The organism is Oikeobacillus pervagus (assembly GCF_030813365.1).
GTDB lineage: Bacteria > Bacillota > Bacilli > Bacillales > DSM-23947 > Oikeobacillus > Oikeobacillus pervagus.
Genome location: NZ_JAUSUC010000014.1, coordinates 36,809 through 63,056 on the forward strand (window position 1 = coordinate 36,809; position 26,248 = coordinate 63,056).

27 protein-coding genes are annotated in these 26,248 nt (G+C 38.5%); 26 read left to right on the top strand and 1 reads right to left on the bottom strand.

Annotated elements, in window-relative coordinates; all coding sequences use genetic code 11:
• From pknB to spoVM, 5 genes are all read left to right on the top strand, one after another.
• On the top strand, window positions 1–1,974 hold the full coding sequence (gene pknB, locus J2S13_RS07265) for a Stk1 family PASTA domain-containing Ser/Thr kinase (protein ID WP_307257074.1): 1,974 nt from the start codon (window positions 1–3) through the stop codon (window positions 1,972–1,974).
• An 11-nt stretch (window positions 1,975–1,985) separates the two neighbouring features.
• A complete protein-coding gene (rsgA, locus tag J2S13_RS07270; protein ID WP_307257075.1) occupies window positions 1,986–2,870 on the top strand; it encodes a ribosome small subunit-dependent GTPase A in 885 nt (294 codons plus the stop codon).
• Window position 2,871: 1 nt separating this feature from the next.
• Complete coding sequence (gene rpe, locus J2S13_RS07275) at window positions 2,872–3,528, top strand: ribulose-phosphate 3-epimerase (RefSeq protein ID WP_307257076.1); 657 nt, start codon at window positions 2,872–2,874, stop codon at window positions 3,526–3,528.
• A 73-nt stretch (window positions 3,529–3,601) separates the two neighbouring features.
• A complete protein-coding gene (locus tag J2S13_RS07280) occupies window positions 3,602–4,258 on the top strand; it encodes a thiamine diphosphokinase (protein ID WP_307257077.1) in 657 nt (218 codons plus the stop codon).
• Window positions 4,259–4,367: 109 nt separating this feature from the next.
• Window positions 4,368–4,448: a stage V sporulation protein SpoVM gene (gene spoVM, locus J2S13_RS07285; protein ID WP_058002606.1), complete on the top strand. Its 81-nt coding sequence runs from the start codon at window positions 4,368–4,370 to the stop codon at window positions 4,446–4,448.
• A 259-nt stretch (window positions 4,449–4,707) separates the two neighbouring features.
• Here the strand turns inward: spoVM and rpmB are convergent, their stop codons facing one another.
• Window positions 4,708–4,896, bottom strand: a complete 189-nt coding sequence (rpmB, locus tag J2S13_RS07290) for a 50S ribosomal protein L28 (protein WP_307257078.1) — start codon at window positions 4,894–4,896, stop codon at window positions 4,708–4,710.
• Between the two features lie 383 nt (window positions 4,897–5,279).
• On the opposite strand from rpmB, the gene J2S13_RS07295 reads away from it, so the two are divergent.
• The 21 genes from J2S13_RS07295 to rplS all read left to right on the top strand — a co-directional run bounded on the left by J2S13_RS07295 (window position 5,280) and on the right by rplS (window position 25,981).
• Entirely contained in the window at window positions 5,280–5,642 is a 363-nt protein-coding gene (locus J2S13_RS07295; protein ID WP_307257079.1) for an Asp23/Gls24 family envelope stress response protein, read from the top strand.
• Window positions 5,643–5,659: 17 nt separating this feature from the next.
• On the top strand, window positions 5,660–7,336 hold the full coding sequence (locus J2S13_RS07300; protein WP_307257080.1) for a DAK2 domain-containing protein: 1,677 nt from the start codon (window positions 5,660–5,662) through the stop codon (window positions 7,334–7,336).
• A gap of 309 nt (window positions 7,337–7,645) precedes the next feature.
• Window positions 7,646–8,308, top strand: coding sequence for an L-serine ammonia-lyase, iron-sulfur-dependent subunit beta (gene sdaAB, locus J2S13_RS07305; protein ID WP_307257081.1), 663 nt, complete (start codon window positions 7,646–7,648; stop codon window positions 8,306–8,308).
• Between the two features lie 88 nt (window positions 8,309–8,396).
• Entirely contained in the window at window positions 8,397–9,284 is an 888-nt protein-coding gene (gene sdaAA / locus J2S13_RS07310) for an L-serine ammonia-lyase, iron-sulfur-dependent, subunit alpha (protein WP_307257082.1), read from the top strand.
• 31 nt (window positions 9,285–9,315) lie between these two features.
• Window positions 9,316–11,331, top strand: coding sequence for an ATP-dependent DNA helicase RecG (gene recG, locus J2S13_RS07315; protein WP_370873982.1), 2,016 nt, complete (start codon window positions 9,316–9,318; stop codon window positions 11,329–11,331).
• A 191-nt stretch (window positions 11,332–11,522) separates the two neighbouring features.
• Window positions 11,523–12,107 carry a transcription factor FapR gene (fapR, locus tag J2S13_RS07320; protein WP_307257083.1) on the top strand — a complete coding sequence of 195 codons (585 nt, stop codon included), beginning with the start codon at window positions 11,523–11,525 and terminating at the stop codon, window positions 12,105–12,107.
• The gene (gene plsX / locus J2S13_RS07325) at window positions 12,104–13,087 is read left to right on the top strand and encodes a phosphate acyltransferase PlsX (RefSeq protein ID WP_307257084.1); all 984 of its coding nucleotides are present in this window, start codon (window positions 12,104–12,106) and stop codon (window positions 13,085–13,087) included. The genes fapR and plsX overlap by 4 nt, the downstream gene beginning before the upstream one ends.
• A gap of 21 nt (window positions 13,088–13,108) precedes the next feature.
• On the top strand, window positions 13,109–14,056 hold the full coding sequence (gene fabD, locus J2S13_RS07330; protein WP_307257085.1) for an ACP S-malonyltransferase: 948 nt from the start codon (window positions 13,109–13,111) through the stop codon (window positions 14,054–14,056).
• Entirely contained in the window at window positions 14,053–14,796 is a 744-nt protein-coding gene (gene fabG / locus J2S13_RS07335) for a 3-oxoacyl-[acyl-carrier-protein] reductase (protein ID WP_307257086.1), read from the top strand. Before fabD ends, fabG begins: the two co-directional genes overlap by 4 nt.
• 149 nt (window positions 14,797–14,945) lie before the next feature.
• A complete protein-coding gene (gene acpP / locus J2S13_RS07340) occupies window positions 14,946–15,179 on the top strand; it encodes an acyl carrier protein (RefSeq protein WP_307257087.1) in 234 nt (77 codons plus the stop codon).
• A 484-nt stretch (window positions 15,180–15,663) separates the two neighbouring features.
• Window positions 15,664–16,410 carry a ribonuclease III gene (gene rnc, locus J2S13_RS07345; protein WP_307257088.1) on the top strand — a complete coding sequence of 249 codons (747 nt, stop codon included), beginning with the start codon at window positions 15,664–15,666 and terminating at the stop codon, window positions 16,408–16,410.
• Window positions 16,411–16,419: 9 nt separating this feature from the next.
• A complete protein-coding gene (smc, locus tag J2S13_RS07350; RefSeq protein WP_307257089.1) occupies window positions 16,420–20,007 on the top strand; it encodes a chromosome segregation protein SMC in 3,588 nt (1,195 codons plus the stop codon).
• Window positions 20,004–20,999, top strand: coding sequence for a signal recognition particle-docking protein FtsY (gene ftsY / locus J2S13_RS07355; RefSeq protein ID WP_307257090.1), 996 nt, complete (start codon window positions 20,004–20,006; stop codon window positions 20,997–20,999). The genes smc and ftsY overlap by 4 nt, the downstream gene beginning before the upstream one ends.
• A gap of 105 nt (window positions 21,000–21,104) precedes the next feature.
• The gene (locus tag J2S13_RS07360; RefSeq protein WP_307257091.1) at window positions 21,105–21,437 is read left to right on the top strand and encodes a putative DNA-binding protein; all 333 of its coding nucleotides are present in this window, start codon (window positions 21,105–21,107) and stop codon (window positions 21,435–21,437) included.
• Window positions 21,438–21,449: 12 nt separating this feature from the next.
• Entirely contained in the window at window positions 21,450–22,793 is a 1,344-nt protein-coding gene (gene ffh / locus J2S13_RS07365) for a signal recognition particle protein (protein WP_307257092.1), read from the top strand.
• Window positions 22,794–23,096: 303 nt separating this feature from the next.
• Window positions 23,097–23,369, top strand: a complete 273-nt coding sequence (rpsP, locus tag J2S13_RS07370; RefSeq protein WP_307257093.1) for a 30S ribosomal protein S16 — start codon at window positions 23,097–23,099, stop codon at window positions 23,367–23,369.
• A gap of 10 nt (window positions 23,370–23,379) precedes the next feature.
• The gene (locus tag J2S13_RS07375; RefSeq protein WP_307257094.1) at window positions 23,380–23,613 is read left to right on the top strand and encodes a KH domain-containing protein; all 234 of its coding nucleotides are present in this window, start codon (window positions 23,380–23,382) and stop codon (window positions 23,611–23,613) included.
• Between the two features lie 240 nt (window positions 23,614–23,853).
• Window positions 23,854–24,240, top strand: coding sequence for a YlqD family protein (locus J2S13_RS07380; protein ID WP_307257095.1), 387 nt, complete (start codon window positions 23,854–23,856; stop codon window positions 24,238–24,240).
• A gap of 10 nt (window positions 24,241–24,250) precedes the next feature.
• Entirely contained in the window at window positions 24,251–24,769 is a 519-nt protein-coding gene (rimM, locus tag J2S13_RS07385) for a ribosome maturation factor RimM (RefSeq protein ID WP_307257096.1), read from the top strand.
• Window positions 24,766–25,515, top strand: coding sequence for a tRNA (guanosine(37)-N1)-methyltransferase TrmD (gene trmD / locus J2S13_RS07390; protein WP_307257097.1), 750 nt, complete (start codon window positions 24,766–24,768; stop codon window positions 25,513–25,515). Before rimM ends, trmD begins: the two co-directional genes overlap by 4 nt.
• A 121-nt stretch (window positions 25,516–25,636) precedes the next feature.
• A complete protein-coding gene (gene rplS / locus J2S13_RS07395; protein WP_307257098.1) occupies window positions 25,637–25,981 on the top strand; it encodes a 50S ribosomal protein L19 in 345 nt (114 codons plus the stop codon).
• Window positions 25,982–26,248: the final 267 nt, after the last annotated feature.

Consider the following 26,248-nt stretch of genomic DNA (forward strand, 5'->3'; position numbering starts at 1 on the left):
GTGCTGATCGGAAAACGCCTGAATGATCGATATAAGATAAAAGAAATGATTGGCGGTGGCGGTATGGCCAATGTCTATTTGGCAAGAGACATGATACTTGAGCGGGATGTCGCCATAAAAGTATTACGTTTAGACTTTGCCACCGAAGAGGAATTTATCCGCCGCTTTCAACGAGAAGCTCAATCCACAACAAGTCTTGTTCACCCAAATATTGTGAATATTTTCGATGTTGGGGAAGAGGATGATATCTATTATATCGTCATGGAATTTGTAGACGGGATGACACTTAAACAATACATACAACAATATTCCCCCATCCCGGTTGAAAAAGCGATCGATATAATGAAACAGCTGGCATTAGCTATATCTCACGCACATCAAAATTCGATTATCCATCGGGATATCAAACCGCAAAATATTTTAATCGACCATGATGGAAATATTAAAATTACGGATTTTGGAATTGCGATGGCACTTAGTGCTACATCGATTACCCAAACAAATTCTGTACTGGGTTCGGTGCATTACATATCACCTGAGCAAGCAAGAGGGGGAATGGCAACAAAGAAATCCGACATTTATTCTTTAGGAATTGTCATGTTTGAGCTTTTAACGGGACGACTTCCTTTCTCAGGGGAATCGGCCGTTTCTATTGCTTTAAAGCATCTTCAATCAGAAACACCTTCACTTAAAAGGTGGAATCCAAATATTCCTCAAAGTGTTGAAAATATCGTGTTAAAAGCGACAGCGAAAGACCCTTTTTATCGATATAATAGTGTAGACGAGATTGTAGATGACCTTTCAACAGCATTAGACCCAGATCGAATAAATGAACCAAGATTTGAAATCCCTATAGATGAAGAAGCAACAAAGGCCATCCCCATAATTGCGGATCATGAACAAATGAATAGCAATCTTGAAGAGACGAAAGTGATTCAACGAGATGATCAGAAGAATGGGTTGAAAGAGGAAAAGGATGATTCCGTATCACAAAATCAACAAAAAAAGAAAAGGAAAAAATGGCCTTGGGTTCTTTCAATTATTCTTTTACTAGCACTGCTTACCGCAGCCGCTTTCGCCATTTTTTCGATGAATACGCCTGAAAAAGTAGAGATTCCTGATGTTAAAGGAAAAAATATCGATGATGCTATCTCTATTCTTGTTACAAAAGGATTCAAAATTGGGGATACAATCGAAAAATCTGATGAAGAAATTCCAGAAGGAAAAGTGGTGAAAACGGATCCTAATGCCAATAAAATGGTGACAAAAGGGGAGGAAATCGATCTCTATGTGAGCTCAGGGAAAGCGACATTTAAGTTAGACGATTATCGTGACCGCCAATTTGACGAAATTGTTCAGTTACTTAAGGACGAAAATTTCAAAGAAATCAAAAGAGAGACGGTTTATGATGATCAACCTGAAGGAACCATTATCGAACAGGATCCAGACCCTAGGGAAGAAGTCATTCCAGAAGAAACGATCATTACTTTCACGGTAAGTATGGGTCCAGAGAAAATTTCATTAATTGATTTGACCGAATACAATGAAAAAAGTTTAAAAGATTATGCAGCATCTTCAGGGCTTACAATTAGTATTCTAAGAAAAGAATATTCGGACACCGTTTCGGAAGGACTAGTGATTTCTCAGGATCCTGCTCCGGGCACAAAATTGCAACAAGGCGATAAAGTAAACGTCGTCCTGTCACTTGGAAAAGAGGAAATCCCACCCAAGACAGTATCGAAGGAAATTACCATCCCTTTCGAACCGGATGAATTAGGTCAACCGCAAGAAGTTCAAATTTTTATTGAAGATATGAATCATAGTATGACGGAGCCTTTTGAAACTTTTTATATTCATGAAGATACAAAGAAAACCTTACAGTTTATCATTGAAAAAGGAAAAAAAGCTGGATATAAAGTGATGAGGGACCAGAAAGTGATTATAGATGAAGCTATCATGTACCCTGAAGGTTAAGGAGGACTGGTATGGAAGAGGGAAAAATTATTAAGGCATTAAGTGGTTTTTATTATGTGATAACAAAAGATGAACGTATTGTTCAATGCCGAGGAAGGGGAGTTTTTCGAAAACAAAAAATCACCCCTCTTGTTGGGGATTTCGTCCAATTTCAAGCAGAAAATGACCACGAAGGATATATATTAAACATTTTCGAGCGGAAGAATGAATTAGTCCGGCCTCCGATTTCAAATGTTGACCAAGCAATCCTTGTGTTCTCAGCAGCAAATCCTGACTTCAGCACAAGCTTGCTTGATCGCTTTCTCGTCTTAATCGAATCAAAAAAAATGAAATCGATTATTTGCATTACAAAATTAGATCTATTAAATGAATCTGAAAAAGAATCGATTGATCAATTTGTTCATCATTATCGCTCTTTCGGATATGAAGTGATTTTAACTTCATCGATTTTAAATGAGGGGCTGGATCCATTTATTCATTGTATTCAAGGGAAAACTTCTGTTTTTGCTGGGCAATCAGGAGTGGGGAAATCATCCTTATTAAATGCGATTCGTCCAGATTTACAACTAAAAACGGGGGATATCTCGCAATCACTTGGAAGGGGAAAACATACGACACGTCATGTTGAATTAATCAAGGTGGAGGAAGGATTAATCGCGGATACACCTGGATTTAGTTCCTTGGAATTAACAGAAATCACGGCAGAGGAGCTAGCAGCTTGTTTTCCAGAAATGGTAGAAAGAAGTCATGAATGCAAATTTCGCGGTTGTCTTCATTTGAATGAACCGAAATGTCAGGTGAAGGCTGCCGTTGAAAATGGAGAAATTCCATCCTATCGCTACGAACATTATCAGCAATTTATGGAAGAAATAAAAGAAAGAAAGCCGAGGTATTAATATGGTAAAAATAGCACCATCCATCCTTTCAGCAAATTTTGCAAAACTGGGGGAAGAAATTAAGGAAGTTGAACAAGGGGGGGCTGATTATATTCATATTGATGTTATGGACGGACATTTTGTTCCCAATATTACAATGGGACCGATCGTTGTAGAAGCGATTCGTCCCATCACCAAATTGCCGCTAGATGTCCATTTAATGATTGAAAATCCTGATCTTTACATTGAGGATTTTGCCAAAGCAGGAGCCGATTACATCACAGTTCATGTAGAAGCATGTCCGCATCTACACCGCACCATTCAACTCATACGATCTTTTGGGGCGAAACCGGGAGTGGTTTTAAACCCTGCAACACCAGTCGAGACGATTCAACATATAATTGAGGATGTTGACTTGGTATTATTAATGACGGTCAACCCTGGTTTTGGGGGTCAGTCATTTATTCATTCAGTTGTACCCAAAATACGTCAAGTAAAGGATTTAGTGGATTCTAAAGGATTATCGGTTGAAATTGAAATTGACGGTGGTGTAAATAAGGAAACGGCAAAAATTTGTGTAGATGCCGGAGCGAATGTCCTTGTAGCAGGTTCAGCTATTTATAATCAAAAGGATCGCAAAGCTGCCATTCAACAAATACGTGAAAACATAGAATCATAATTAAAGGTCAGCTTCGGCTGGCTTTTTTACCATTTACTTATTGAGCTTTATTTCGATTTAGGAGGATTTGTTAATGCAAATTGGGATAGTGGCTGGAGGTCCAAAACGATACATTCCAGAATTAATGCCGTTCGCAAAAAGTGATTGGATATGGGTTGGAGTTGATCGCGGGGTTTATTATTTACTAGAAAATGGGATACGTCCTAATGTAGCTTTCGGGGATTTTGATTCTGTAACAAAAAAAGAATGGCAAGAGATTCAAGAGAAAGTAACCGATTTAAAAAAATATAAACCTGAAAAAGATGAAACAGATATGGAACTTGCTCTAGTATGGGCATTCAAACAAAGACCGGAAAAAGTCTACATATTCGGAGCGACTGGAGGGAGACTGGACCATTTTTTGGCGAATATAGGTTTATTAGTTCGCGAGGAATGGATTCATGATGAAATCCAGTTTGAAATGGTGGATAAAACGAATAGAATCTCTGTCTATACTCCAGGAACGTATGAATTGCCCCGTCATTCAGAAATGAAATACATTTCTTTTGTCCCCGTCACCCCTATCGTAAAAGAGATTACTTTAAAAGGATTTAAATACCCTTTAACAAATAAAACCATTCGTATAGGATCGACTTTATGTATCAGCAATGAATTGGTTGAAAAAAAAGGTACTTTTTCATTTTCAGATGGCATATTAATAATGATAAGAAGTCGTGATGAAAGACTTTGAATCATACCCTAACTTGGGATTATGCGTACTTATTCTAGTTGTTTGAATATAATAATAAGGGGTTCAAGCGAGATGGGCATTTCTTTTTTTAGAATGGGGAGGGACATTCATGAAATTTTATACAATTAAACTACCTAAATTTTTAGGTGGGATTGTTCGCGCTATGCTTGGAACTTTTAAGAAGGAATAAGATGAATTTATTCACTCGGTGGGGCTTAATTGTCCCGCTGAGATAATCGTGGAGCCATTTACCGCGGATCCCCCTCAAAATTAGAGGGATGAGATACAACAACATTGTCATAAGAATAATCAAAGATCCATCGTTTACAAACAATCTAAAAAAATAAAATAAGCACCCGAATTGGGTGTTTTTTTATTATTGAAAACAGTAAGAAGGATGTAAATAGAATAAAAGCATCCACCTTGTATAGGAGATGCTTTTATAAGTATTATACACGCTCAACTTTTCCGGATTTTAAAGCTCTTGCAGAAACCCATACACGTTTAGGTTTTCCATCTACAAGAATACGAACTTTTTGAAGGTTCGCGCCCCAAACACGCTTAGATGAGTTCATCGCATGAGAACGAGCGTTACCAGAACGAGCTTTACGGCCTGTAACAACACATTTTTTTGGCATGATATTCCCTCCTCACTACCTGAAGGTGAAGATATTTGTTTCAACACTTCATTATAGTCACAACATACTTTAATAATTTATCATACCTGTTCCTTGTTTGCAATACGTTTTATCCCCTGTAGTTGCAGGAAAGACCTTCACCTTAAATTGTTCGTCTGGGTTAATTGCGAGCAATCTGTTCACAATTGATAATCATCAATGGGGGATGAATTGACTTACACTGAATGACATTTCACGTTATCAAAGTCTTTCAAGAGAAAAACCTTGACATATATGAGGTGGTTTTGGAATGATTAGATAGGCATATCGTGTGGCTTTCAAATCTGTATTAATTATAGTAAAATATGTGTAGCCAAATGATGAACCTATAAGGGGGGCTTACAATGACCATAGAACTTAAAACGAAATTTGGACAAATTGATATTTCAAATGAAGTCATTGCGACAATAGCTGGTGGAGCAGCAGTAGATTGTTATGGAATTGTTGGAATGGCATCCAAAAACCAAATTAAAGATGGGATAACGGATATTTTAAGAAAAGAAAATTTCAAACGTGGGGTTATTGTTCGACAAGAAAACGATGAGGTTCATATTGATATGTATATTATCGTCAGCTATGGAACAAAAATTTCGGAAGTGGCCCTAAATGTTCAGAATAAAGTGAAATACACATTAGATCAAACCGTTGGGCTGGCTGTTGATTCAGTCAATATTTTTGTTCAAGGTGTAAGGGTAATGAACCCTTAGTGTGAGGAGGAAGAATTGTGTCAATTACATCTTTGGATGGAGTGCGTTTTGCGGAAATGGTGATGGCAGGTGCAGAACATTTATCTGCAAATGCAAAAATGGTAGATGCTCTTAACGTATTTCCTGTTCCGGATGGAGATACTGGAACAAATATGAATTTATCTATGACTTCAGGAGCAAAGGAAGTTAAAAATAATTTAAATGCTCATATTGGGAAGGTAGCCGCTTCATTATCAAAAGGTTTGCTCATGGGGGCTCGAGGAAATTCAGGCGTCATATTATCTCAATTATTTCGTGGATTTGCCAAAGAGATCGAGCGAAAGTCATCCATTAATTCACTTGAATTAGCCCATGCTTTTGAAGCAGGAGTGACAACCGCTTATAAAGCGGTTATGAAGCCAGTGGAAGGGACGATTTTGACAGTAGCAAAAGATGCTGCCAAAAAGGGAGTTCAAGCAGCAAGAAAGCAAAAAGACATCGTGCAATTTATGGAATTATTTGTAGAAGAGGCAAAAGCTTCCCTCAATCGAACACCAGAATTACTTCCTGTATTAAAGGAAGTAGGGGTTGTAGATAGTGGAGGTCAAGGCTTACTCCTTGTGTATGAAGGTTTTCTAGCAGTGCTTAAAGGGGAAAAGTTACCCCAAGTGCTTGTAGGTCCCTCAATGGATGAGCTCGTGAATGCTGAACATCATAAAAGTGTTCAAAGCTTTATGAATACCGATGAGATTCAATATGGTTACTGCACAGAATTCATGGTTCGATTTGAAAAAGAGAAAATTGCCAAACACCCATTTTCTGAAGACCAATTCAGACAGGATTTAAGTGCTTATGGAGACTCATTGCTTGTTATTTCGGATGATGAAATAGCTAAAATACATATTCACTCAGAACAGCCTGGTGAAGTATTAACATACGGGCAAAGATATGGAAGTCTAATTAAATTGAAAATCGAAAATATGCGTGAACAACATAGTAGTATTGTTGGTGAACAAGGATTGCAACCAAAAGTGGTAGAAAAAGTTAAAGAAGACCAACAAGAATATGGAATTGTAACGGTTTCAATGGGAGAAGGGATTGCTGAATTATTTAGAAGTATTGGGGCATCGGCTGTTATTGAAGGTGGCCAAACGATGAACCCAAGTACAGAAGATATTGTGAAGGCAATCGAAGAAGTCAATGCTAAGAAATTGATTATTCTACCAAATAATAAGAATATTATCATGGCAGCTGAACAGGCGGCTGAGATGGTTGATGTAGAGGCAGTTGTTGTTCCTTCTAAAACAGTCCCACAAGGCATCACTGCAATGCTTGCCTTTAATCCATCAGCAGAATTAGAACAGAATAAAGAAATGATGACGGACGCGCTTGCAAATGTAAAAACGGGCCAGATCACTTACGCCGTTCGCGATACGAGCATTGATGGAATTGCCATTAAAAAAGATGATTTCATGGGAATTGTCGATGGAAAAATTGTGGTAACGGATAAAGATAAAGTGCAAGGAGCCCAATCCCTTCTTCAACAAATGGTAGATGAAGATGTGGAGATCCTAACCATTTTATACGGACAAGATGCAGAGGAAGAAGAAATTAACGCGATTGTCCAATATATAGAAAAAGAATTTCCAGATGTAGAAGTTGAAATTCACAACGGAAAACAACCTTTATATTCATTTATATTCTCAGTTGAGTAAGAAGTAAAAAATTGGGGAAGTCCAAAAGCTAAAAACACAGCATAAACCGGACCTCCCCATTTGTAATACAAAAAAGCGGAGGCGACTGTATTGCTGTGACAAGCAAAAGCTCAGCCTTGGCGTGGCGTATTTTGCCACAGAAAGGAAGAGGTTTTGACCTCGAGCAGCAAGGAGCCGCAGCTAGATTAAAAAAGCGGAGGCGACTGAACAGGGGCGACAAGCATCGCCAAGCCTTTAAAAACCCTCACTAATTGAGTTTCACTTTATGTGGATTGCTAATAAACTATTAACATCTAGGAGGGAATTTTTATGAAATATAAAAGTGTATTTGATATCATTGGTCCGATTATGATTGGCCCATCTAGTTCCCATACTGCGGGTGCTGCCAGGATTGGACGGTTGGCGAGAAGTATATTTGGAAGAGAACCTAAATGGGCGAAAATAGCCCTTTATGGATCATTTGCCAAGACATATAAAGGACATGGAACAGACATTGCAATTATTGGCGGATTATTAGATTTTGATACTTTTGATGAGCGAATACGGGATGCCATAAATATTTCACAGAAAAAAGGAATGGAGATTGAATTTATTGAGGAAGAGGCCATTCCAGATCACCCAAATACGGCCAAAATCACTTTGGGGGATGAGAAGGGGGAAATGGAACTCGTAGGCGTTTCAATAGGTGGGGGTAAAATTGAGATCACTGAATTAAATGGCTTTGAATTAAAGCTTTCTGGAATTCACCCTGCCATCCTCGTGGTCCATAATGACCGATCAGGTGCCATTGCGAAAGTCGCCAATATTTTAGCGGAAAATGATTTGAACATTGGCCATATGGAAGTTTCTAGAAAGGAAAAAGGAAAGATGGCTTTAATGGTCATTGAAGTGGACCAGGCAGTAGGAGAGTCAGTTATGAAGCAAATAGAAGCATTACCAAACATTTTAAAAGTGGCTCGTATCGTTGATTAAATGATAAGTTGGTAGCGCTTACATTCTCCTGCATCAAGAATGATTCTCAAGTATTAGAATAACGCGAACCTAGAAAGGAGAGAATGTCATGTTTCGGAATGTTGCTGAATTGGTAGAATTAGCTGATAAGAACGACAAGCTCATTTCAGAACTTATGATTCAACAAGAAATGGAAGTGACAGGTAAGTCAAGAGATGAAATAATGGAACAGATGGAAAAGAATTTGAAAGTGATGGAGAATGCAGTTGAACGCGGATTAAATGGTGTACATTCTCACTCGGGATTAACAGGTGGTGATGCAGTACTTCTGCAAAACTATATTCAGAAAGGGAATTTTCTCTCGGGTGAAACGATTCTTGATGCTGTAAGTAAAGCGGTAGCTACAAATGAGGTGAATGCCGCAATGGGAACGATTTGTGCAACTCCAACCGCAGGGAGTGCAGGCGTAGTCCCTGGAACATTATTTGCAGTCAAAAATAAATTATCCCCGACAAGAGAACAAATGATTCGATTTCTTTTTACAGCGGGGGCTTTCGGTTTTGTTGTAGCGAACAATGCTTCCATTTCTGGTGCAGCGGGAGGGTGTCAAGCGGAAGTTGGATCTGCGTCAGGGATGGCTGCTGCCGCTATTGTAGAAATGGCAGGTGGTACACCAAAACAATGCGCTGACGCTATGGCCATTACATTAAAAAATATGCTTGGTCTCGTGTGTGATCCAGTCGCAGGCTTAGTTGAGGTACCTTGCGTCAAACGAAACGCGATGGGGGCTGCAAATGCAATGGTTGCAGCAGATATGGCATTAGCCGGAATTTCTAGCAGAATCCCATGTGATGAGGTGATTGATGCCATGTACAAAATTGGGCAAGTCATGCCTACCGCACTAAGAGAGACCGCACAAGGAGGGTTAGCGGCAACACCGACAGGACGTGAACTGGAAACGAAAATCTTCGGTGTGCCATTTGAAGAACGTGAGTAATTTATTGTTATTACAACAACCAGTCACTGTGATGAAAGGGATTGGTGAGGAAACTGCTCGTCAATTAGCAGATTTGAAGATCCAGACTGTATTACAATTATTAGAATACTTCCCCTATCGTTATGAGGATCATAGACTTCGAGATTTAGCTGAAGTCGCTCATGAAGAAAGGGTAACAATTGAGGGGAAGGTTCATAGTGAGCCTTCCCTTATGTATTATGGAAAGAAAAAATCAAGACTTACAATGAGAGTACTTGTTGGAAGGTATTTAATTACAGTAACTTTCTTTAATCAACCATACTTAAAGAAAAAGATTGCATTACATGACACGATTACATTAACTGGGAAATGGGATAAGCACCGGCAACAAATTTCCGCACAACAATATCATTTAGGACCGCATAAAGCAGAAGGAAATTTTGAACCAGTATATTCTACAAAAGGGAACTTAAATGGAAAAACCCTTCGGAAATATATCCAAAAGGCTTTTACCGAATTTGGTCATTTGTTGGAAGAAAACTTACCAGAGGAATTCATTGCTACTTATCGACTAGTAGGAAGACGAGACGCCTTTCGGATCATTCATTTTCCCCAATCAGAAAAAGAATTGAAGCAGGCCCGAAGAAGGTTTGTCTATGAAGAGTTTTTAGTTTTTCAATTAAAAATGCAGGCATTACGGAAATTTGATAGAGAAAATTCAAAAGGTGTAGCTCATCACTATGATTTGCAAGCTTTAAAGAAAATGATTCTTTCCTTGCCATTTTCACTTACTGATGCTCAAAAGCGAGTGGTAAATGAAATTTGTTTTGACCTTAAATCTCCTTATCGTATGAATAGACTCCTACAAGGAGATGTAGGATCTGGGAAAACAATCGTTGCGGCCATCTGCTTATATGCGAATGTAACAGCTGGCTTCCAGGGAGCTTTAATGGTCCCTACAGAGATTCTAGCGGAGCAGCATTATGATTCATTATGTGAACGATTAACCCCATTTAATGTCCGTGTTGAGATTTTAACAAGTTCAATAAAAGGGAAAAAAAGAAAAGAACTACTTCAAGATTTACAGGAGGGAAAGGTTGACATCGTCATTGGAACACATGCATTGATTCAAAAAGATGTCAATTTTAAATCGCTTGGGTTTGTCATTACAGATGAGCAGCACCGCTTTGGGGTAGAACAAAGAAGAGTGTTGCGGGAAAAAGGGATCAATCCTGATGTGTTATTTATGACGGCAACCCCCATTCCGCGGACGCTGGCGATTACGGTGTTTGGTGAAATGGATGTTTCTATCATCGATGAGATGCCTGCTGGTCGTAAAACAATTGAAACTTATTGGGCAAAACAAGAAATGTTTGAACGTGTGTTAGTTTTTATGGAGAAAGAATTAGCAAAAGGGAGACAAGGATATATCATCTGCCCATTAATCGAGGAATCTGACAAGCTTGATGTTCAAAATGCGATTGATGTTCATGCACAATTAACTCATTTTTTTCAAGGAAAATACGAAATTGGACTCATGCATGGTCGGCTATCTTCTGATGAGAAAGAAGAGGTTATGAAAGCTTTCAGTGAAAATCATGTACAAGTTCTTGTTTCCACAACGGTGGTGGAAGTCGGTGTAAATGTCCCGAACGCCACTATCATGATCATTTATGATGCTGAAAGATTCGGATTAGCCCAGCTCCATCAACTTCGTGGGCGCGTCGGTCGGGGGAGTGAGCAATCCTATTGCATTTTATTAGCGAATCCCAAAACAGAAGTGGGTCAAGAGCGAATGAAAATCATGACAGAAACGAATGATGGATTTGTTTTAAGTGAGAAAGATTTAGAACTACGGGGACCAGGAGATTTCTTTGGTAAGAAGCAATCAGGGTTACCGGAATTTAAAGTGGCGGATATGGTCCATGATTATCGGGCGCTTGAAGTAGCTAGACAAGATGCTATTAAACTCATTCAATCAGATTATTTTTGGAAGGAAGAGGAATATAGTAATTTACGCAAGCAGCTGCAAAAATCAGAAGGATTAAAAGGTGAAAAATTAGACTAACAGCCAATCTGTAACTCTCTTTGTACAAGGGCGGTACCCTCTCTAGAAGTAGGGGGGCTGCCTTTTTTCTCTAAGGCCGTTGACGGACTGCAAGTACCGAAGGATAAGTTTTACTTTATTCTTGCATTCTTCCATTATTGATTATATACTACTATTAGTACCTAGTACTAATAGCGAATGGTGTGATCAATTTGAGAATTTCCAAAAAAGAGAGACAAATACAATTACAAGAAACGATAGAAGATAATCCTTTTGTTACAGATGAGGAACTTGCTGAACAATTTTCTGTTAGTGTTCAAACCATTCGCCTTGATCGAATGGAACTTTCAATCCCAGAATTACGTGAAAGGATTAAGCATGTTGCAGAGAAACGCTTTGTTGATGAAGTTCGTTCCTTACCGATAGATGAAGTCATTGGGGAAATAATAGATATCGAACTGGACCAAAGTGCGATTTCTATTTTTGATGTGAAAGCAGACCATGTGTTTAAACGGAATGGGATTGCACGCGGTCATCATCTGTTTGCCCAAGCGAATTCACTAGCTGTCGCCGTCATTAATGATGAGCTGGCGTTAACAGCTCGAGCCAATATTCGTTTTACACGTTCGGTTAAAAAGGGGGAACGTGTCGTTGCGAAAGCAAAGGTCGTCGATGCACATTTTGAGCAAGGAAAAACAGTCGTAAAAGTAAATAGTTTTGTAGGAAAAGAATTAGTATTTGACGGAGAATTTATTATGTACCGTTCGCATACTACAGCAAAGGATGAAAAGAAGTGAGAATAGCGATAGATGCCATGGGCGGCGATAATGCTCCGAGAGAGATTTTATTAGGAACGAAACGTGCTCTACAAGAATTTGATGATTTAGAAGTGCTCGTTTTCGGAAATGAGACGAAAGTAAAAGAAATTTTGCCTAGCTCAGATCGGGTAAATATTGTACATACAGATGAAGTTATTTTGGGAACAGATGAGCCAGCAAGAGCTGTTCGTCGGAAGAAAAATGCTTCCATGGTGTTAATGACGCAGGCGGTTGCTAATGGAGAAGCCGAGGCATGTGTATCTGCAGGAAACACAGGTGCCCTAATGGCAGCGGGGCTTTTTGTTGTTGGCCGCATCGAGGGAATCGAACGACCAGCTTTAGCACCAACATTACCTACAGTGGATGGGAAAGGATTTTTAATGCTGGATTTAGGAGCCAATGTGGATGCGAAGCCTGAGCATTTATACCAATATGCAATTATGGGATCCATTTATGCAGAAAAGGTTCGGAAAATACAACACCCAACAATTGGGCTTTTAAATATTGGAACAGAAGAGAAAAAAGGAAATGAATTAACGAAAAAAACCTTTCAACTCCTTCAGCAATCAAATTTAAATTTTATTGGAAATGTTGAATCTAGAGACTTATTACAAGGTGTGGCAGATGTCGTTATAACAGATGGTTTTACAGGAAATATGGTATTAAAATCAATTGAAGGTACAGCGATGTCTGTCTTTCGTATATTAAAGACAACTTTGACATCCTCACTGAAAGCTAAAATTGGTGCAGGGCTGTTAAAATCAGAATTAATGTCTTTAAAAAATAAAATGGATTACACCGAATATGGTGGAGCTAATCTTTTTGGATTAAAGGCTCCTGTCATAAAAGCACATGGATCATCAAATGAAAATGCTTTCTTTAATGCATTACGGCAGGCAATTCAAATGACGAGCTCAAATGTTCCAGAAAAAATAAAAGAAGCAATAGTCAATCAATAATAACATAAAGGAGAGAGTAGGATGGGGAAAATCGCCTTTCTATTTCCAGGACAAGGATCACAAAAGGTTGGAATGGGAAAGTCACTTGCCTCCGCTTATGAGGAAGTTGCTCAAATTTTTGAACAAGCAGATACGCGTTTAGGCTATTCCTTAAGTGACATTATTTTTAACGGACCACAAGAAACATTAACATTGACCTTTAATGCCCAACCCGCTTTGTTAACAACAAGCATGGCCGTTTTGAAAAAATTAGAAGAGCATGGGATTAAAGCGGACTATGCGGCAGGCCATAGTTTAGGAGAATATACAGCTTTAGCAGCGACTGGGGCCATTGCCTTTCCAGATGCGGTTTATACTGTCCACCAAAGAGGAAAATTTATGGAGGAAGCAGTCCCGGCTGGAGAAGGTACGATGGCAGCTGTCTTGGGGATGGATCGTGAAGATTTACGACAAGTAACAGAGGAAATTAGTAGTAAAGGGGAAGTAGTCCAACTGGCTAATTTAAATTGCCCAGGTCAAATTGTGATTTCAGGTACAAAACTTGGAGTTGAAAAAGCAGCCGAATTAGCCAAAGAAAAAGGAGCAAAAAGAGTTCTTCCACTTAATGTGAGTGGTCCGTTTCATTCTTCTTTGATGGAACCAGCAACCGAAAAACTATCAGAGGTTCTAGATGGAATTACAATACAAGATTCTTCCATCCCAATCATTGCCAATGTAGATGCAGAACCGGTTTCAGATGCACAAGAAATTCGTGGCAAGCTCTTGCAACAATTATATTCTCCTGTTTTATGGGAAGATACAGTAGCGAAACTGATCAGCTTAGGTGTGGATACATTCATTGAAATTGGACCTGGGAAAGTATTGTCAGGATTAGTGAAAAAGGTCGATCGCAAAGTGAAAACCTATGCCATTCAAGATGAGGAAACGATGAATGCAGTCGTTCAGTCTTTAAAGGGGGAAGAGTCATGAAGTTAGAAGGGAAAGTCGCATTAGTTACCGGTGCTTCACGTGGAATTGGAAGAGAAATTGCGTTAGAACTTGCTCGTCAAGGTGCGAATGTAGTGGTCAATTATGCAGGTAGTGAAGCAAAAGCACAAGCTGTTGTGGAAGAAATAAAATCGATTGGAACGGAAGCCGTTGCTCTTCAGTGTAATGTGGCCGATCAAGAATCCGTTCAATCGATGGTCAAAGCAACAATCGAACAATTTGGACGTGTAGATATTCTTGTGAATAATGCCGGGATTACAAAAGATAATCTATTGATGAGAATGAAGGAAGAAGAGTGGGATGCTGTTATTAACACCAATTTAAAAGGTGTGTTTTTATGCACGAAAGCTGTGACAAGACAGATGATGAAGCAACGTAGTGGTCGAATTATAAATGTTTCATCGATTGTTGGAGTTAGCGGGAATCCAGGACAAGCTAATTATGTAGCAGCTAAGGCAGGAGTTATTGGATTAACGAAAACAACCGCAAAGGAATTGGCGACACGCAATATTACAGTCAATGCAATTGCACCCGGATTTATTTCAACAGATATGACAGAACAATTACCTGAGGAATCAAAGCAAGCGATGTTACAACAAATTCCACTTGCTCGCTTTGGTGACCCGAAAGACATTGCAAAAGTGGCGGTTTTTCTTGCATCAGACGATTCTTCCTATGTGACAGGTCAAACACTCCATGTTGACGGTGGAATGGTGATGTAATCTAGAGCAGAAGATCTAGATGATGAAAGAATAGTTGTTCATATTTGATTGTTACTTTATAATATTATGAGGATTTCTTGGAATACAACGATCTAAAGAAACCTTATAGACCCATTGACTTTTGAAACTTGAGGGGAGGTGAGGCAAAAATGGCAGAAGTATTAGAACGTGTAACTAAAATTGTCGTAGACCGTTTAGGTGTTGAAGAATCTCAAGTAACATTAGAAGCTTCTTTCAAAGAAGATCTTGGCGCAGATTCTCTTGATGTTGTAGAATTAGTAATGGAATTAGAAGATGAGTTCGATATGGAGATTTCTGACGAGGATGCAGAAAAAATTGCAACAGTGGGTGACACTGTAAATTACATAAATGGAAAAATGTAATCGTTAGAAATTAATTAGAGCTCCGTTTTTTATAAACGGAGCTTTCTTCCGTTTTTTGCACCAGGAAATTTTAAAATTTATAACTGTGGGGACGTCTAGCAACAGCGCCTATCGACTAGCGAATTTCTCCGTTTTCTCCCTACGATAAGTCAACATCAGCTCGCTGTGTTTCCTTTATCTCAGTCGAAACCTACGAAATTCGTACGCCGATGATCGAGGCGCTTACGCATTTGGTGACGTCTAGCTTCAGCGCCTATCGACTAGTGGATTTCTCCGTTTTCTCCTTACGATAAGTCAACATCAGCTCGCAAACCCGGCTCGCTGTGTATCCTTTATCTCGGTCGAAACCTGCGAAATCCATACGTCGATGAACAGGCGCTTGCGCATTTGGTGAAGAAAAGTGAAAATGGACTTTGCGATTCTTTTCATTTTCGAATACACTGGAATTTGAGCCTAAATATTTGATTCAAAGTGGAGGACCATAATGAAAAAGAAAAATAAAACTAGTAGAATAAATACTAAACATGAAGAAAAATTTAAACAAGTTCAAATAGATCTTCAGATTCAATTTGAAAATGAGTCCTTATTAAAACAAGCTTTTACTCATTCATCTTATGTGAATGAGCATCGGAAAAAACCATACGAAGATAATGAACGTCTTGAATTTTTAGGGGATGCAGTTTTAGAATTAACGGTTTCTAAATATTTATTTAAAAAATATCCACTTATGAGTGAGGGGGATTTAACAAAGCTAAGAGCAGCCATCGTATGTGAACCTTCCCTTGTCACCTTTGCAAATGAGTTGCATTTTGGAGAACTCATCCTGCTTGGAAAAGGGGAAGAGATGACAGGTGGACGCACTCGGCCAGCTCTTCTTGCTGATGTGTTTGAAGCATTTATTGGTGCACTTTTCCTAGACCAAGGAATGGAAACCGTTATTCGTTTTTTAAATCAATACGTCTTCCCTAAAATTAATGCCGGTGCTTTTTCTCATGTGATGGATTATAAAAGTCAACTTCAAGAACTTGTTCAACGAGATGGAAGAGGCATGATTGAGTATCGAGTGCTTCATGAAAAAGGGCCCGCACATAGTAAGGAGTTTGTTTCACAAGTATTTTATAATGATGAAGTGCTTGGGGAAGGAACTGGCCGATCAAAAAAAGAGGCGGAACAACATGCAGCACAAATGGCCTTATCAAAGTTAAAACAACATAAAGATAACAGAAAGTAGGGGAAAAGCATGTTCCTCAAACGATTGGATGTCGTTGGCTTCAAGTCCTTTGCCGAACGAGTCTCGATTGATTTTGTGCCTGGGGTAACAGCAGTAGTAGGTCCTAATGGATCTGGAAAAAGTAATATTACAGATGCCATCCGCTGGGTATTAGGGGAGCAATCTGCAAAATCATTACGAGGAGCAAAAATGGAAGATATTATTTTTGCTGGTAGTGAATCGAGAAAAGCACAAAATTTCGCTGAGGTAACACTCACACTAGACAATGAAGATCAATATTTGCCAATTGATTATAATGAAATAAGTGTAACAAGGAGAGTTTTCCGCTCCGGTGAAAGCGAATTCTTCATGAATAAGCAATCTTGTAGATTAAAAGATATAATTGATTTATTCATGGATTCGGGGCTTAGTCGCGAAGCTTTCTCTATCATCGGACAAGGGAAAATTGAAGAAATACTAAATAGCAAACCGGAAGAAAGAAGAACCATTTTTGAAGAAGCTGCAGGTGTTTTAAAATATAAAACGCGGAAAAAAAAGGCAGAGTATAAATTAGCTGAAACACAAGAAAATTTAAATCGTGTCCAGGATATTTTATACGAACTAGAAAGTCAAGTAGAGCCTTTAAAAATACAAGCTTCTATTGCCAAAGACTATCTTGAAAAGAAAAAAGATCTTGAAAGGTTTGAAGTAGCTTGTATTGTGTATGAAATTGAGGAACTTCATTCTAAATGGGAACAACTAAAGCAAGATTTACAATTACATGAGAAACAAGAAATTCAGGTTTCTTCTGCCTTGCAGCAAAAGGAAGCGAAATTAACCGAATTACGGGACAAGTTGACAGCATTAGATGAATCTGTCAGCGACTTGCAAAATGTCCTGTTAACTGCTAGTGAAGAATTAGAAAAATTAGAAGGGCGCAGAGAGGTTCTAAAGGAACGCAAAAAGAATGCAACTAATAATGAAGAACAACTTAAGATGAACCTTCAAGAAGCGACTGGAAAATTAGATCAATTACTTACCCAAAAACATCAGCTCGAGCGTGAAGTCATTTATTATGAAGCAGAAGTAACAAAGCTAAAACAATTATTACAAGAAAAACAGACAGAACTAAAGGGCTTCACAGAAAACATTGAAGAAATGATTGAGTTATTAAAAACAGACTATATTGAAACGTTAAATAAACAAGTTTCAGTCAAAAATGAAATATCCTACTGTGACCAACAAATTTCTCAATTGAACAGTAAATTAGCGAAGCTTCGCCAGGAGAACGAGAAATATGTGAATGAAAGACAACAGGTATATGAGAAGAAACAACAGCTAGAGCGTAAGGTTCAATCAGTTGGTGAACAATTAACAGAAGCAGTCCACCAATATCGCAATGGGCAAAGAATGCTTGAGGCATTAAAGTTGAAATATGAAAATCAAGAAAAGAATTTATATCAAGCTTATAAAATATTGCAGCAAGCAAAGTCACGAAAAGAAATGCTTGAGTCTATGGAAGAAGACTATGCTGGATTTTTTCAAGGTGTAAAACAAGTACTAAAAGCAAGAAATCACCCATTACAAGGGATTATTGGGGCGGTAGCTGAACTAGTTCAAGTTCCAAAAGGGTATGAAACTGCCATTGAAATTGCTCTAGGGAGTGGTATGCAACATATCGTCGTTGAAAACGAAGAATTTGGAAGAAAGGCGATTGCCTTTTTGAAGCAACACCAATATGGACGTGCCACCTTTTTGCCAATGAATGTGATAAAAGGGAAAAGATTTCCTTCGACACAACTAAATTTATTGCGCGGAGATGAACGGTTCATTGGAATTGCTTCAGATCTTGTCACATATGAAGAAAAATACGAGAATATTATCACCAACTTATTAGGGAATGTTGTCGTGGTGGAAAATTTAAAAGCTGCGAATGAGATGGCGAAGCTGCTTGCTTATCGCTACAGAATCATTACCCTTGATGGGGATCTCGTTAATCCTGGTGGCTCGATGACGGGAGGGGCATCCAAGCGAGCTTCTTCCTCTTTGCTTGCGAGAAAAGGAGAACTAGAAGAACTAAAAGCAAAGTTAGTCATAATGGAAGAGAGGACGGCTGCGGTTGAAACCCAAGTGAAAAAACTAAAGGAAGAGATCCAAACGAAGGAAAAAGAACAAGAAGCCAGTCGTTCAAAAGGTGAAACATTACGAATCGAAGAACAAAAATGGAAAGCAAATCTTCGGGAAATAGAATTGCATTTTGAAAATATGAATGAACGCCTATCGATTTATGATATGGAAAAAGATGAATATGAAAATGAATTAAAAAAACTTCAAGAAAGAAAAGAGCAATTAACGGAATCTACATTGGCGATTCAAAAGGAAATTGCCCAACTTGACAGCGAAATTCAACAATTAACAGAAAAAAGAAAAAGTGAGCGGACATCAAAGGACATATTGATAGCAGAAACAAGTGATATAAAGGCCGAACTTGCGGCGAAAAATGAGAAATTTATGTCAAGCAGGAAACAGTTCGAACGGGTTGAACAGGAAATTTTAGAAACGAATCAACGTAAAGGAAGACTGCAAGAGGATATTGAGTGGCTTCAGTCGGAAATGACAGAGAGTTTCGAAGGAGAAGGGAAATTAGAAGAACAAGCAAAAAGAAAATTATTTGATAAGACGGAAACAACAAAGCTTATTTCATTGCGCAGGGAAGAACGGCTTCATCTTCAACAAACAATAGAAGATGAGGAACTAGATTTGAAAGAATTAAAACGCCAACACAAAGGGATGTTGGAAGTAGTGAAAGATGAAGAAGTAAAGTTAAATCGAATGGATGTTGAGTTAGAAAATAGACTAGAACACCTCCGAACAGAATACGTTCTTTCATATGAAGCAGCTAAACAAGAATATCCACTATCCCTTCCAATTGATGAGGCACGAAAAAAAGTGAAGTTGATCAAACTGGCCATAGATGAATTAGGAACTGTGAACCTAGGTGCGATTGATGAATATTCCCGAGTGGAAGAAAGATATACTTTTTTATTAGAACAGCAAACAGACTTACAGGAAGCAAAAGATACTTTATTTCAAGTGATTGATGAAATGGATACAGAGATGAAAAAACGTTTTAAAGAAACGTTCGATGCGATATGTAACCATTTTGAATCTGTTTTCAGAGCGTTGTTTGGCGGTGGGCGTGCAGAATTGAAATTAACAGATGCCTCGAATTTATTAAAGACAGGCGTCGATATTGTTGCACAACCACCCGGTAAAAAATTGCAGAACCTAGGGTTGTTATCAGGAGGGGAACGGGCTTTAACAGCCATTGCGTTGCTTTTTTCTATCTTAAAAGTGCGCCCAGTCCCTTTCTGTGTGTTAGATGAAGTGGAAGCAGCATTAGATGAAGCCAATGTGCACCGCTTTAGTGAGTATTTGAAACAGTATGGAAGAAAAACTCAATTTATCGTTATTACGCACCGAAAAGGAACGATGGAAGAAGCAGATGTTTTATACGGAGTGACCATGCAAGAATCAGGAGTATCAAAACTCGTTTCTGTTCGATTGGAAGAAACGAAGGAGATTTTACAATCCAATGAAAAGGAAGTGATGGTATGAGTTTTTTTAAGAAATTAAAAGAAAAGTTCACACAGTCAACGGATCAAGTGACAGAAAAATTTAGAAGTGGCTTAACTAAAACTCGTGATGTATTTGCTAATAAGGTAAATAATTTAGTTGCTCGTTATAGAAAAATTGATGAGGATTTCTTTGAAGAATTAGAAGAAATTTTAATTGGAGCGGATGTTGGATTTCAAACGGTCATGGATTTAATCGATGAATTAAAAATGGAAGTAAAACGAAAAAATATTCAAGATCCAAAAGAAATGCAGGATGTGATCGTCGAGAAATTAGTCGAAATCTATGAAAATGGGGATGAGCAAACAAATGATCTTGCAATCCAACCAGATGGATTGACTGTGATTTTGTTTGTTGGTGTGAATGGAGTAGGTAAAACAACTACGATTGGTAAGCTTGCTCATCAATTCAAAAGTGAAGGGAAAAATGTTCTGTTAGCTGCAGGGGATACATTCCGTGCTGGGGCAATCGATCAATTAGAAGTATGGGGGGACAGAGTTGGGGTTGAAGTCATTAAACAAGGAGAAGGTTCAGATCCGGCTGCTGTGATGTATGATGCAATTCGAGCTGCAAAAGCAAGAAACGCAGATGTTCTCCTATGTGATACTGCGGGTCGACTGCAAAATAAAGTAAATCTAATGAAAGAATTAGAAAAAGTAAAACGTGTGATTGAACGAGAAATACCAGGAGCTCCCCATGAAGTATTACTTGTTCTAGATGCGACTACTGGGCAAAATGCTATGACCCAGGCAAAGCAATTTAAAGAAGTTACCAATGTAACAGGAATTGTCTTAACAAAGCTTGATGGAACAGCTAAGGGTGGAATTGTCCTTGCCATTCGAAACGAATTGCAAATTCCAGTGAAATTCATTGGATTAGGGGAACAAATGGACGATTTACAGCCTTTTGATCCAGAAAAATACGTTTATGGTTTATTTGCTGGAATTATGGATGACAATGAAGAAGTGGAATAAGAGGGATTCTATTTAGTATGTAAAGAAACTTTCTTGACATTCCTTTCATAAATGAGTAAACTATGTTCTGTAAAGGTTTTTAACTTAACAAAGGAGGGAACCGCGATGCTCGAGAAAACAACGAGAATGAATTTCTTGTATGATTTTTATCAATCGTTGTTAACAGCTAAGCAACGTAGTTATATGTCCCTCTATTATTTAGATGATTTCTCACTTGGTGAAATTGCGGAAGAATATGAAGTGTCTAGACAAGCGGTTTATGACAATATTAAACGCACAGAAGCTATGTTAGAAGAGTATGAAGAGAAACTATTACTATTTGAAAAATTTCAAGAGCGTAGCGAATTATTAAATGAGCTAGAATCGAAAGCAAAAGATGGTCTTCTTACGGAAGAAGGGCTCATGCAAATGATTGAAAAGCTTAAGAAATTAGATTAGGAGGCGGCAAAAATGGCGTTTGAAGGATTGGCCGACCGACTGCAGAATACAATGCAAAAAATCCGTGGAAAAGGGAAAGTCTCTGAAGCGGATGTAAAAGAAATGATGAGGGAAGTTCGTCTAGCACTTTTGGAAGCAGACGTAAACTTTAAAGTGGTAAAAAGTTTCGTCAAAAAAGTTGGCGAACGAGCTGTTGGTCAGGAAGTAATGAAAAGTTTAACACCTGGGCAGCAAGTCATCAAAGTTGTAAAAGAAGAGCTCACCCAATTAATGGGTGGTGAACAGAGCCAGATCGCCGTCGCAAAACGCCCGCCTACTGTCATTATGATGGTTGGTCTTCAAGGTGCCGGGAAAACAACGACAACTGGGAAACTGGCCAATCTTTTACGAAAAAAATATAATCGTAATCCATTGCTTGTAGCAGCGGATATTTACCGGCCAGCTGCAATTAAACAATTACAGACTCTTGGTAAGCAATTAAATATGCCCGTATTTTCACTTGGAGATCAAGTGAGTCCAGTGGAAATTGCAAAACAAGCAATTGAAAAAGCGAAGGAAGATCATTGTGATTATGTGCTGATTGATACAGCTGGGCGATTGCATATCGATGAAAATCTAATGGATGAGTTGAAAGAGATTAAGGAACTTGCAAATCCTGAGGAAATCTTCCTAGTCGTGGACGCGATGACAGGACAAGATGCTGTCAATGTAGCCGAAAGCTTTAATGAACAACTTGGAATTACAGGGGTTGTCTTGACGAAACTTGATGGGGATACACGTGGAGGAGCGGCTCTATCGATTCGTTCCGTAACCGAAAAGCCTATTAAGTTTGTCGGGATGGGAGAAAAGATGGATGCGCTAGAGCCATTTCACCCAGAACGAATGGCATCCCGGATATTAGGGATGGGGGATGTTTTAACCCTTATCGAAAAAGCTCAAACAGCCGTAGATGAAGAAAAGGCAAAGGAATTAGAACAAAAGATGCGAACGATGTCTTTCACGTTCGATGACTTTTTGGAGCAACTTGCACAAGTACGGTCCATGGGCCCATTAGATGAATTGCTTAAAATGCTTCCTGGAGCCAATAAGATAAAAGGCTTAAATAATGTTCAATTTGATGAAAAACAAATTGGGCATATTGAAGCGATCATTAAATCGATGACGAAGGAAGAGAAAGCCCATCCAGAAATTATTAATTCTGGACGCAGAAAGAGAATTGCAAGAGGAAGCGGTAGGACAATTCAAGAAGTAAACCGCCTATTAAAACAATTTGAAGAAATGAAAAAAATGATGAAACAAATGTCCAATATGCAAGCAAAGGGCAAAAAGAAAGGCTTTAAACTACCTTTTATGTAGGCAATGTCAATGATTATTGTTGATTGCAGTGAAAGGTACGGAGACTCCTGCGGGAAAAGCGGAACAGCTAAAGCCTCCACAGACAAATATTGTCCTAGGAGGCTCGGCGGATCGCCCGCGGAAATCGAAGCGCCTGAAAACGGGAATCAACACCCAAGTTTAACAGATCCATGTAAAAAAGAATAAGATTTTGCCTCTTTTTTACTTAAAAAACTAAGTGTTAAGAAAAAACACTTTACAAACAATTTACTTATTTGATATTATACTATCTTGTGTGAAACTATTCGGAGGTGCGTATTAATTATGGCAGTAAAAATTCGTTTAAAACGTATGGGAGCAAAGAAAGCTCCATTTTATCGTATCGTAGTAGCAGATTCTCGTTCACCACGTGATGGACGCCAAATCGAGACGATTGGAACATTTAATCCAATTGCTCAACCAGAAATTTTGGAAATTAACGAGGAGTTAGCTCTTCAATGGTTACAAAATGGAGCAAAACCATCTGACACTGTTCGTAACCTATTTTCAAAACAAGGCATTATGGAGAAATTCCACAATGCTAAACAAAGCAAATAAGTAGCACGTCATGAAAGACTTAATCTTGGCAATTGTGAAACCTTTAGTTGATGATCCTGAAAATGTTCGGGTGAATATTCGCCATGAGGATGAACGAACGGTTTACCAAGTATCTGTTCATAAAGAGGATGTGGGCAAGATTATTGGTAAACATGGTCGAGTGGTAAAGTCGATTCGGACGATTGTCAATGCTGTAGCAAGTTCTCAGCAAAAAGGAAAAATACAATTAGAAATTGTAGATTAAGGGAGGGGAAATCCTCCCTTTTTCTATATACATTTTTCTACTTCCATTGCTTATTCGGATGAAAATGATTTTTTGCACATGGAAAGGAAGGCTTGTTGGCTATTAGAATAAGGGATGATACCTTAAAATCGTATGCGCATGATATTTTGTCATGAACATGGAGGAGACCATAATAATTCTGTAGCCGATCATTCATACACAAGCAGAGATCTACCCGAAAAATGGGGAGGCGAAGAAGAGATGCAAATTATTCAAACTGTTACAGTGAAACAAGTGTTGACGGAGAAGAGTAAACAACAACAAGTAGAAAAATTTCAAATGAAAATCAATCAGTTATATAAAGAATGTGAACAGCTTCATTTTGAACAAAAAAAGATGGAAAAAGCTAAAAAAAACGATGCATTTGAAGTGAAACGATTTTTCAAAAAGGAGATTGATCTTCGTAAAGAGAAAATGGAAGCACTACAAATCACGATGGACCAATTAGAAATTTTACCGATAGGCAGTGAAATAAAAGAACGGGAATTACAAACGATAGTAGAGATCCATGAAGGCGATTCTTGGGATCAGATTGTAGCTGGAAAAACAATAGTTGTGAAGGATGGAATAATCATCGAAATACGATAGAGGTGAAATGATGGCAAAATGGTTTAATGTTGGAAAGATTGTGAATACTCATGGAATTAATGGGGAAGTACGGGTCATTTCCAGAACGGATTTTCCTGAAGAAAGATATAAGATTGGAAATTGCTTATATTTATTTATGGAAGGAAAAGAGGAACCGGTCCCTTTGACGGTTTCCTCTCATCGTACACATAAAACATTCGATTTATTAACCTTTAAAGATTACCCCACTATTAATCATGTAGAAAAATTTAAAAATGGTTTACTCAAAATTGAGGAGAGTCAACTTGGTGATTTGGAAGAAGGAGAATACTATTTTCACGAAATCATTGGCTGTGATGTATGGACAGTTGAGGAAGAGAAAATTGGAACGATCAAAGAGATATTAACACCTGGTGCAAACGATGTATGGGTCGTCAAACCGTTGAAGGGAAAGGAATTATATATCCCTTATATTGAGGATGTTGTCAAAAAAGTGGATATTCGTGAAAAGAAAGTAATCATTGAACCGATGGAAGGTTTATTATCATGATGCGAATCGATGTGTTATCACTTTTTCCGGAAATGTTTGAAGGTGTTTTTCAATCATCGATTTTGAAAAAGGCAAGTGAGAAACAGGCAGCAAGCTACAATGTGATTAATTTTCGCGAGTTTGCAGAAGGAAAGCACAAAACAGTCGATGATTACCCATATGGTGGTGGCGCAGGGATGGTGTTAAAGCCACAGCCAATTTTTGATGCTGTGAAGGCCATTCAACAGGAACGAAAAGAAGGACAACCGCCACGCATTATTCTGATGTGTCCACAAGGTGAACGTTATACACAGCAAAAAGCAGAAGAACTGGCAAAAGAAGAACATCTTATATTGATATGTGGACATTATGAAGGGTATGATGAACGGATTCGCCAGGAACTTGTAACGGATGAAATTTCAATCGGCGATTATGTGCTAACAGGTGGAGAACTTGGGGCAATGGTCGTAGTGGATAGTGTTGTAAGACTCCTGCCAGGTGTATTGGGAAATGAAGCTTCCCCAGTACTAGATTCTTTTTCATCCGGGCTGTTAGAACATCCTCATTACACACGTCCCGCTGAATTTTGCGGGTTGAAAGTGCCAGAGGTGTTAACATCAGGGAATCATCAACTAATTGAAGAATGGCGGGAGAAAGAGTCATTAAGAAGAACATTAGAAAGACGTCCAGACTTGCTTGAAAACTTCCCGCTATCATCAAAGCAAAAACAGTGGCTAGAACAGTTAAAAGGGGAAAGAAAATCTTGATTTAATGATTTTTTTATGATAAGATTTATTTTGTGACTTAGGCTTATTAATAAGTCGGTAAAACGATGTTCCGCTGCAAAGAAAGGTCTGCATGAGCGTCTGTTGGAAGGAGTTGAATACGATGCACAAATTAATCGCTGATATTACAAAAGAACAACTTCGCAGTGACATTCCTGCATTCCGTCCTGGTGATACTCTTCGTGTACACGTTAAGGTTGTTGAGGGCACTCGTGAGCGTATCCAGATTTTTGAAGGAGTTGTCATTAAACGTCGTGGCGGTGGTGTAAGTGAAACGTTTACAGTTCGTAAGATTTCTTACGGTGTAGGAGTTGAACGTACATTCCCAGTACACACACCGAAGATTGCGAAGATCGATGTAGTGCGTCGCGGTAAAGTTCGTCGTGCGAAACTTTACTACCTACGTAATTTACGTGGTAAAGCCGCTCGTATTAAGGAAATTCGATAATCATAATATGACCGCAAAAAAGGAGCTTGATTTCAAGCTCCTTTTTTCAAATGTATGATGTATCCCATTGTTTTATTATGGTAAAAATAAGTAAAAAACTTTGACAATGATCGATTTTAATATAGCATATACATATACATGTTTTCTTCAGTTTATTTTTAATAGGCTGTGTTAAAGTTCCATGTTGATTGGTGCGGAAGGTGCAAAGACTCCTGCGGGTGGATAGGGCAGGGGATACCGGAGTGGAAATCAACGGCCAAATGTAAC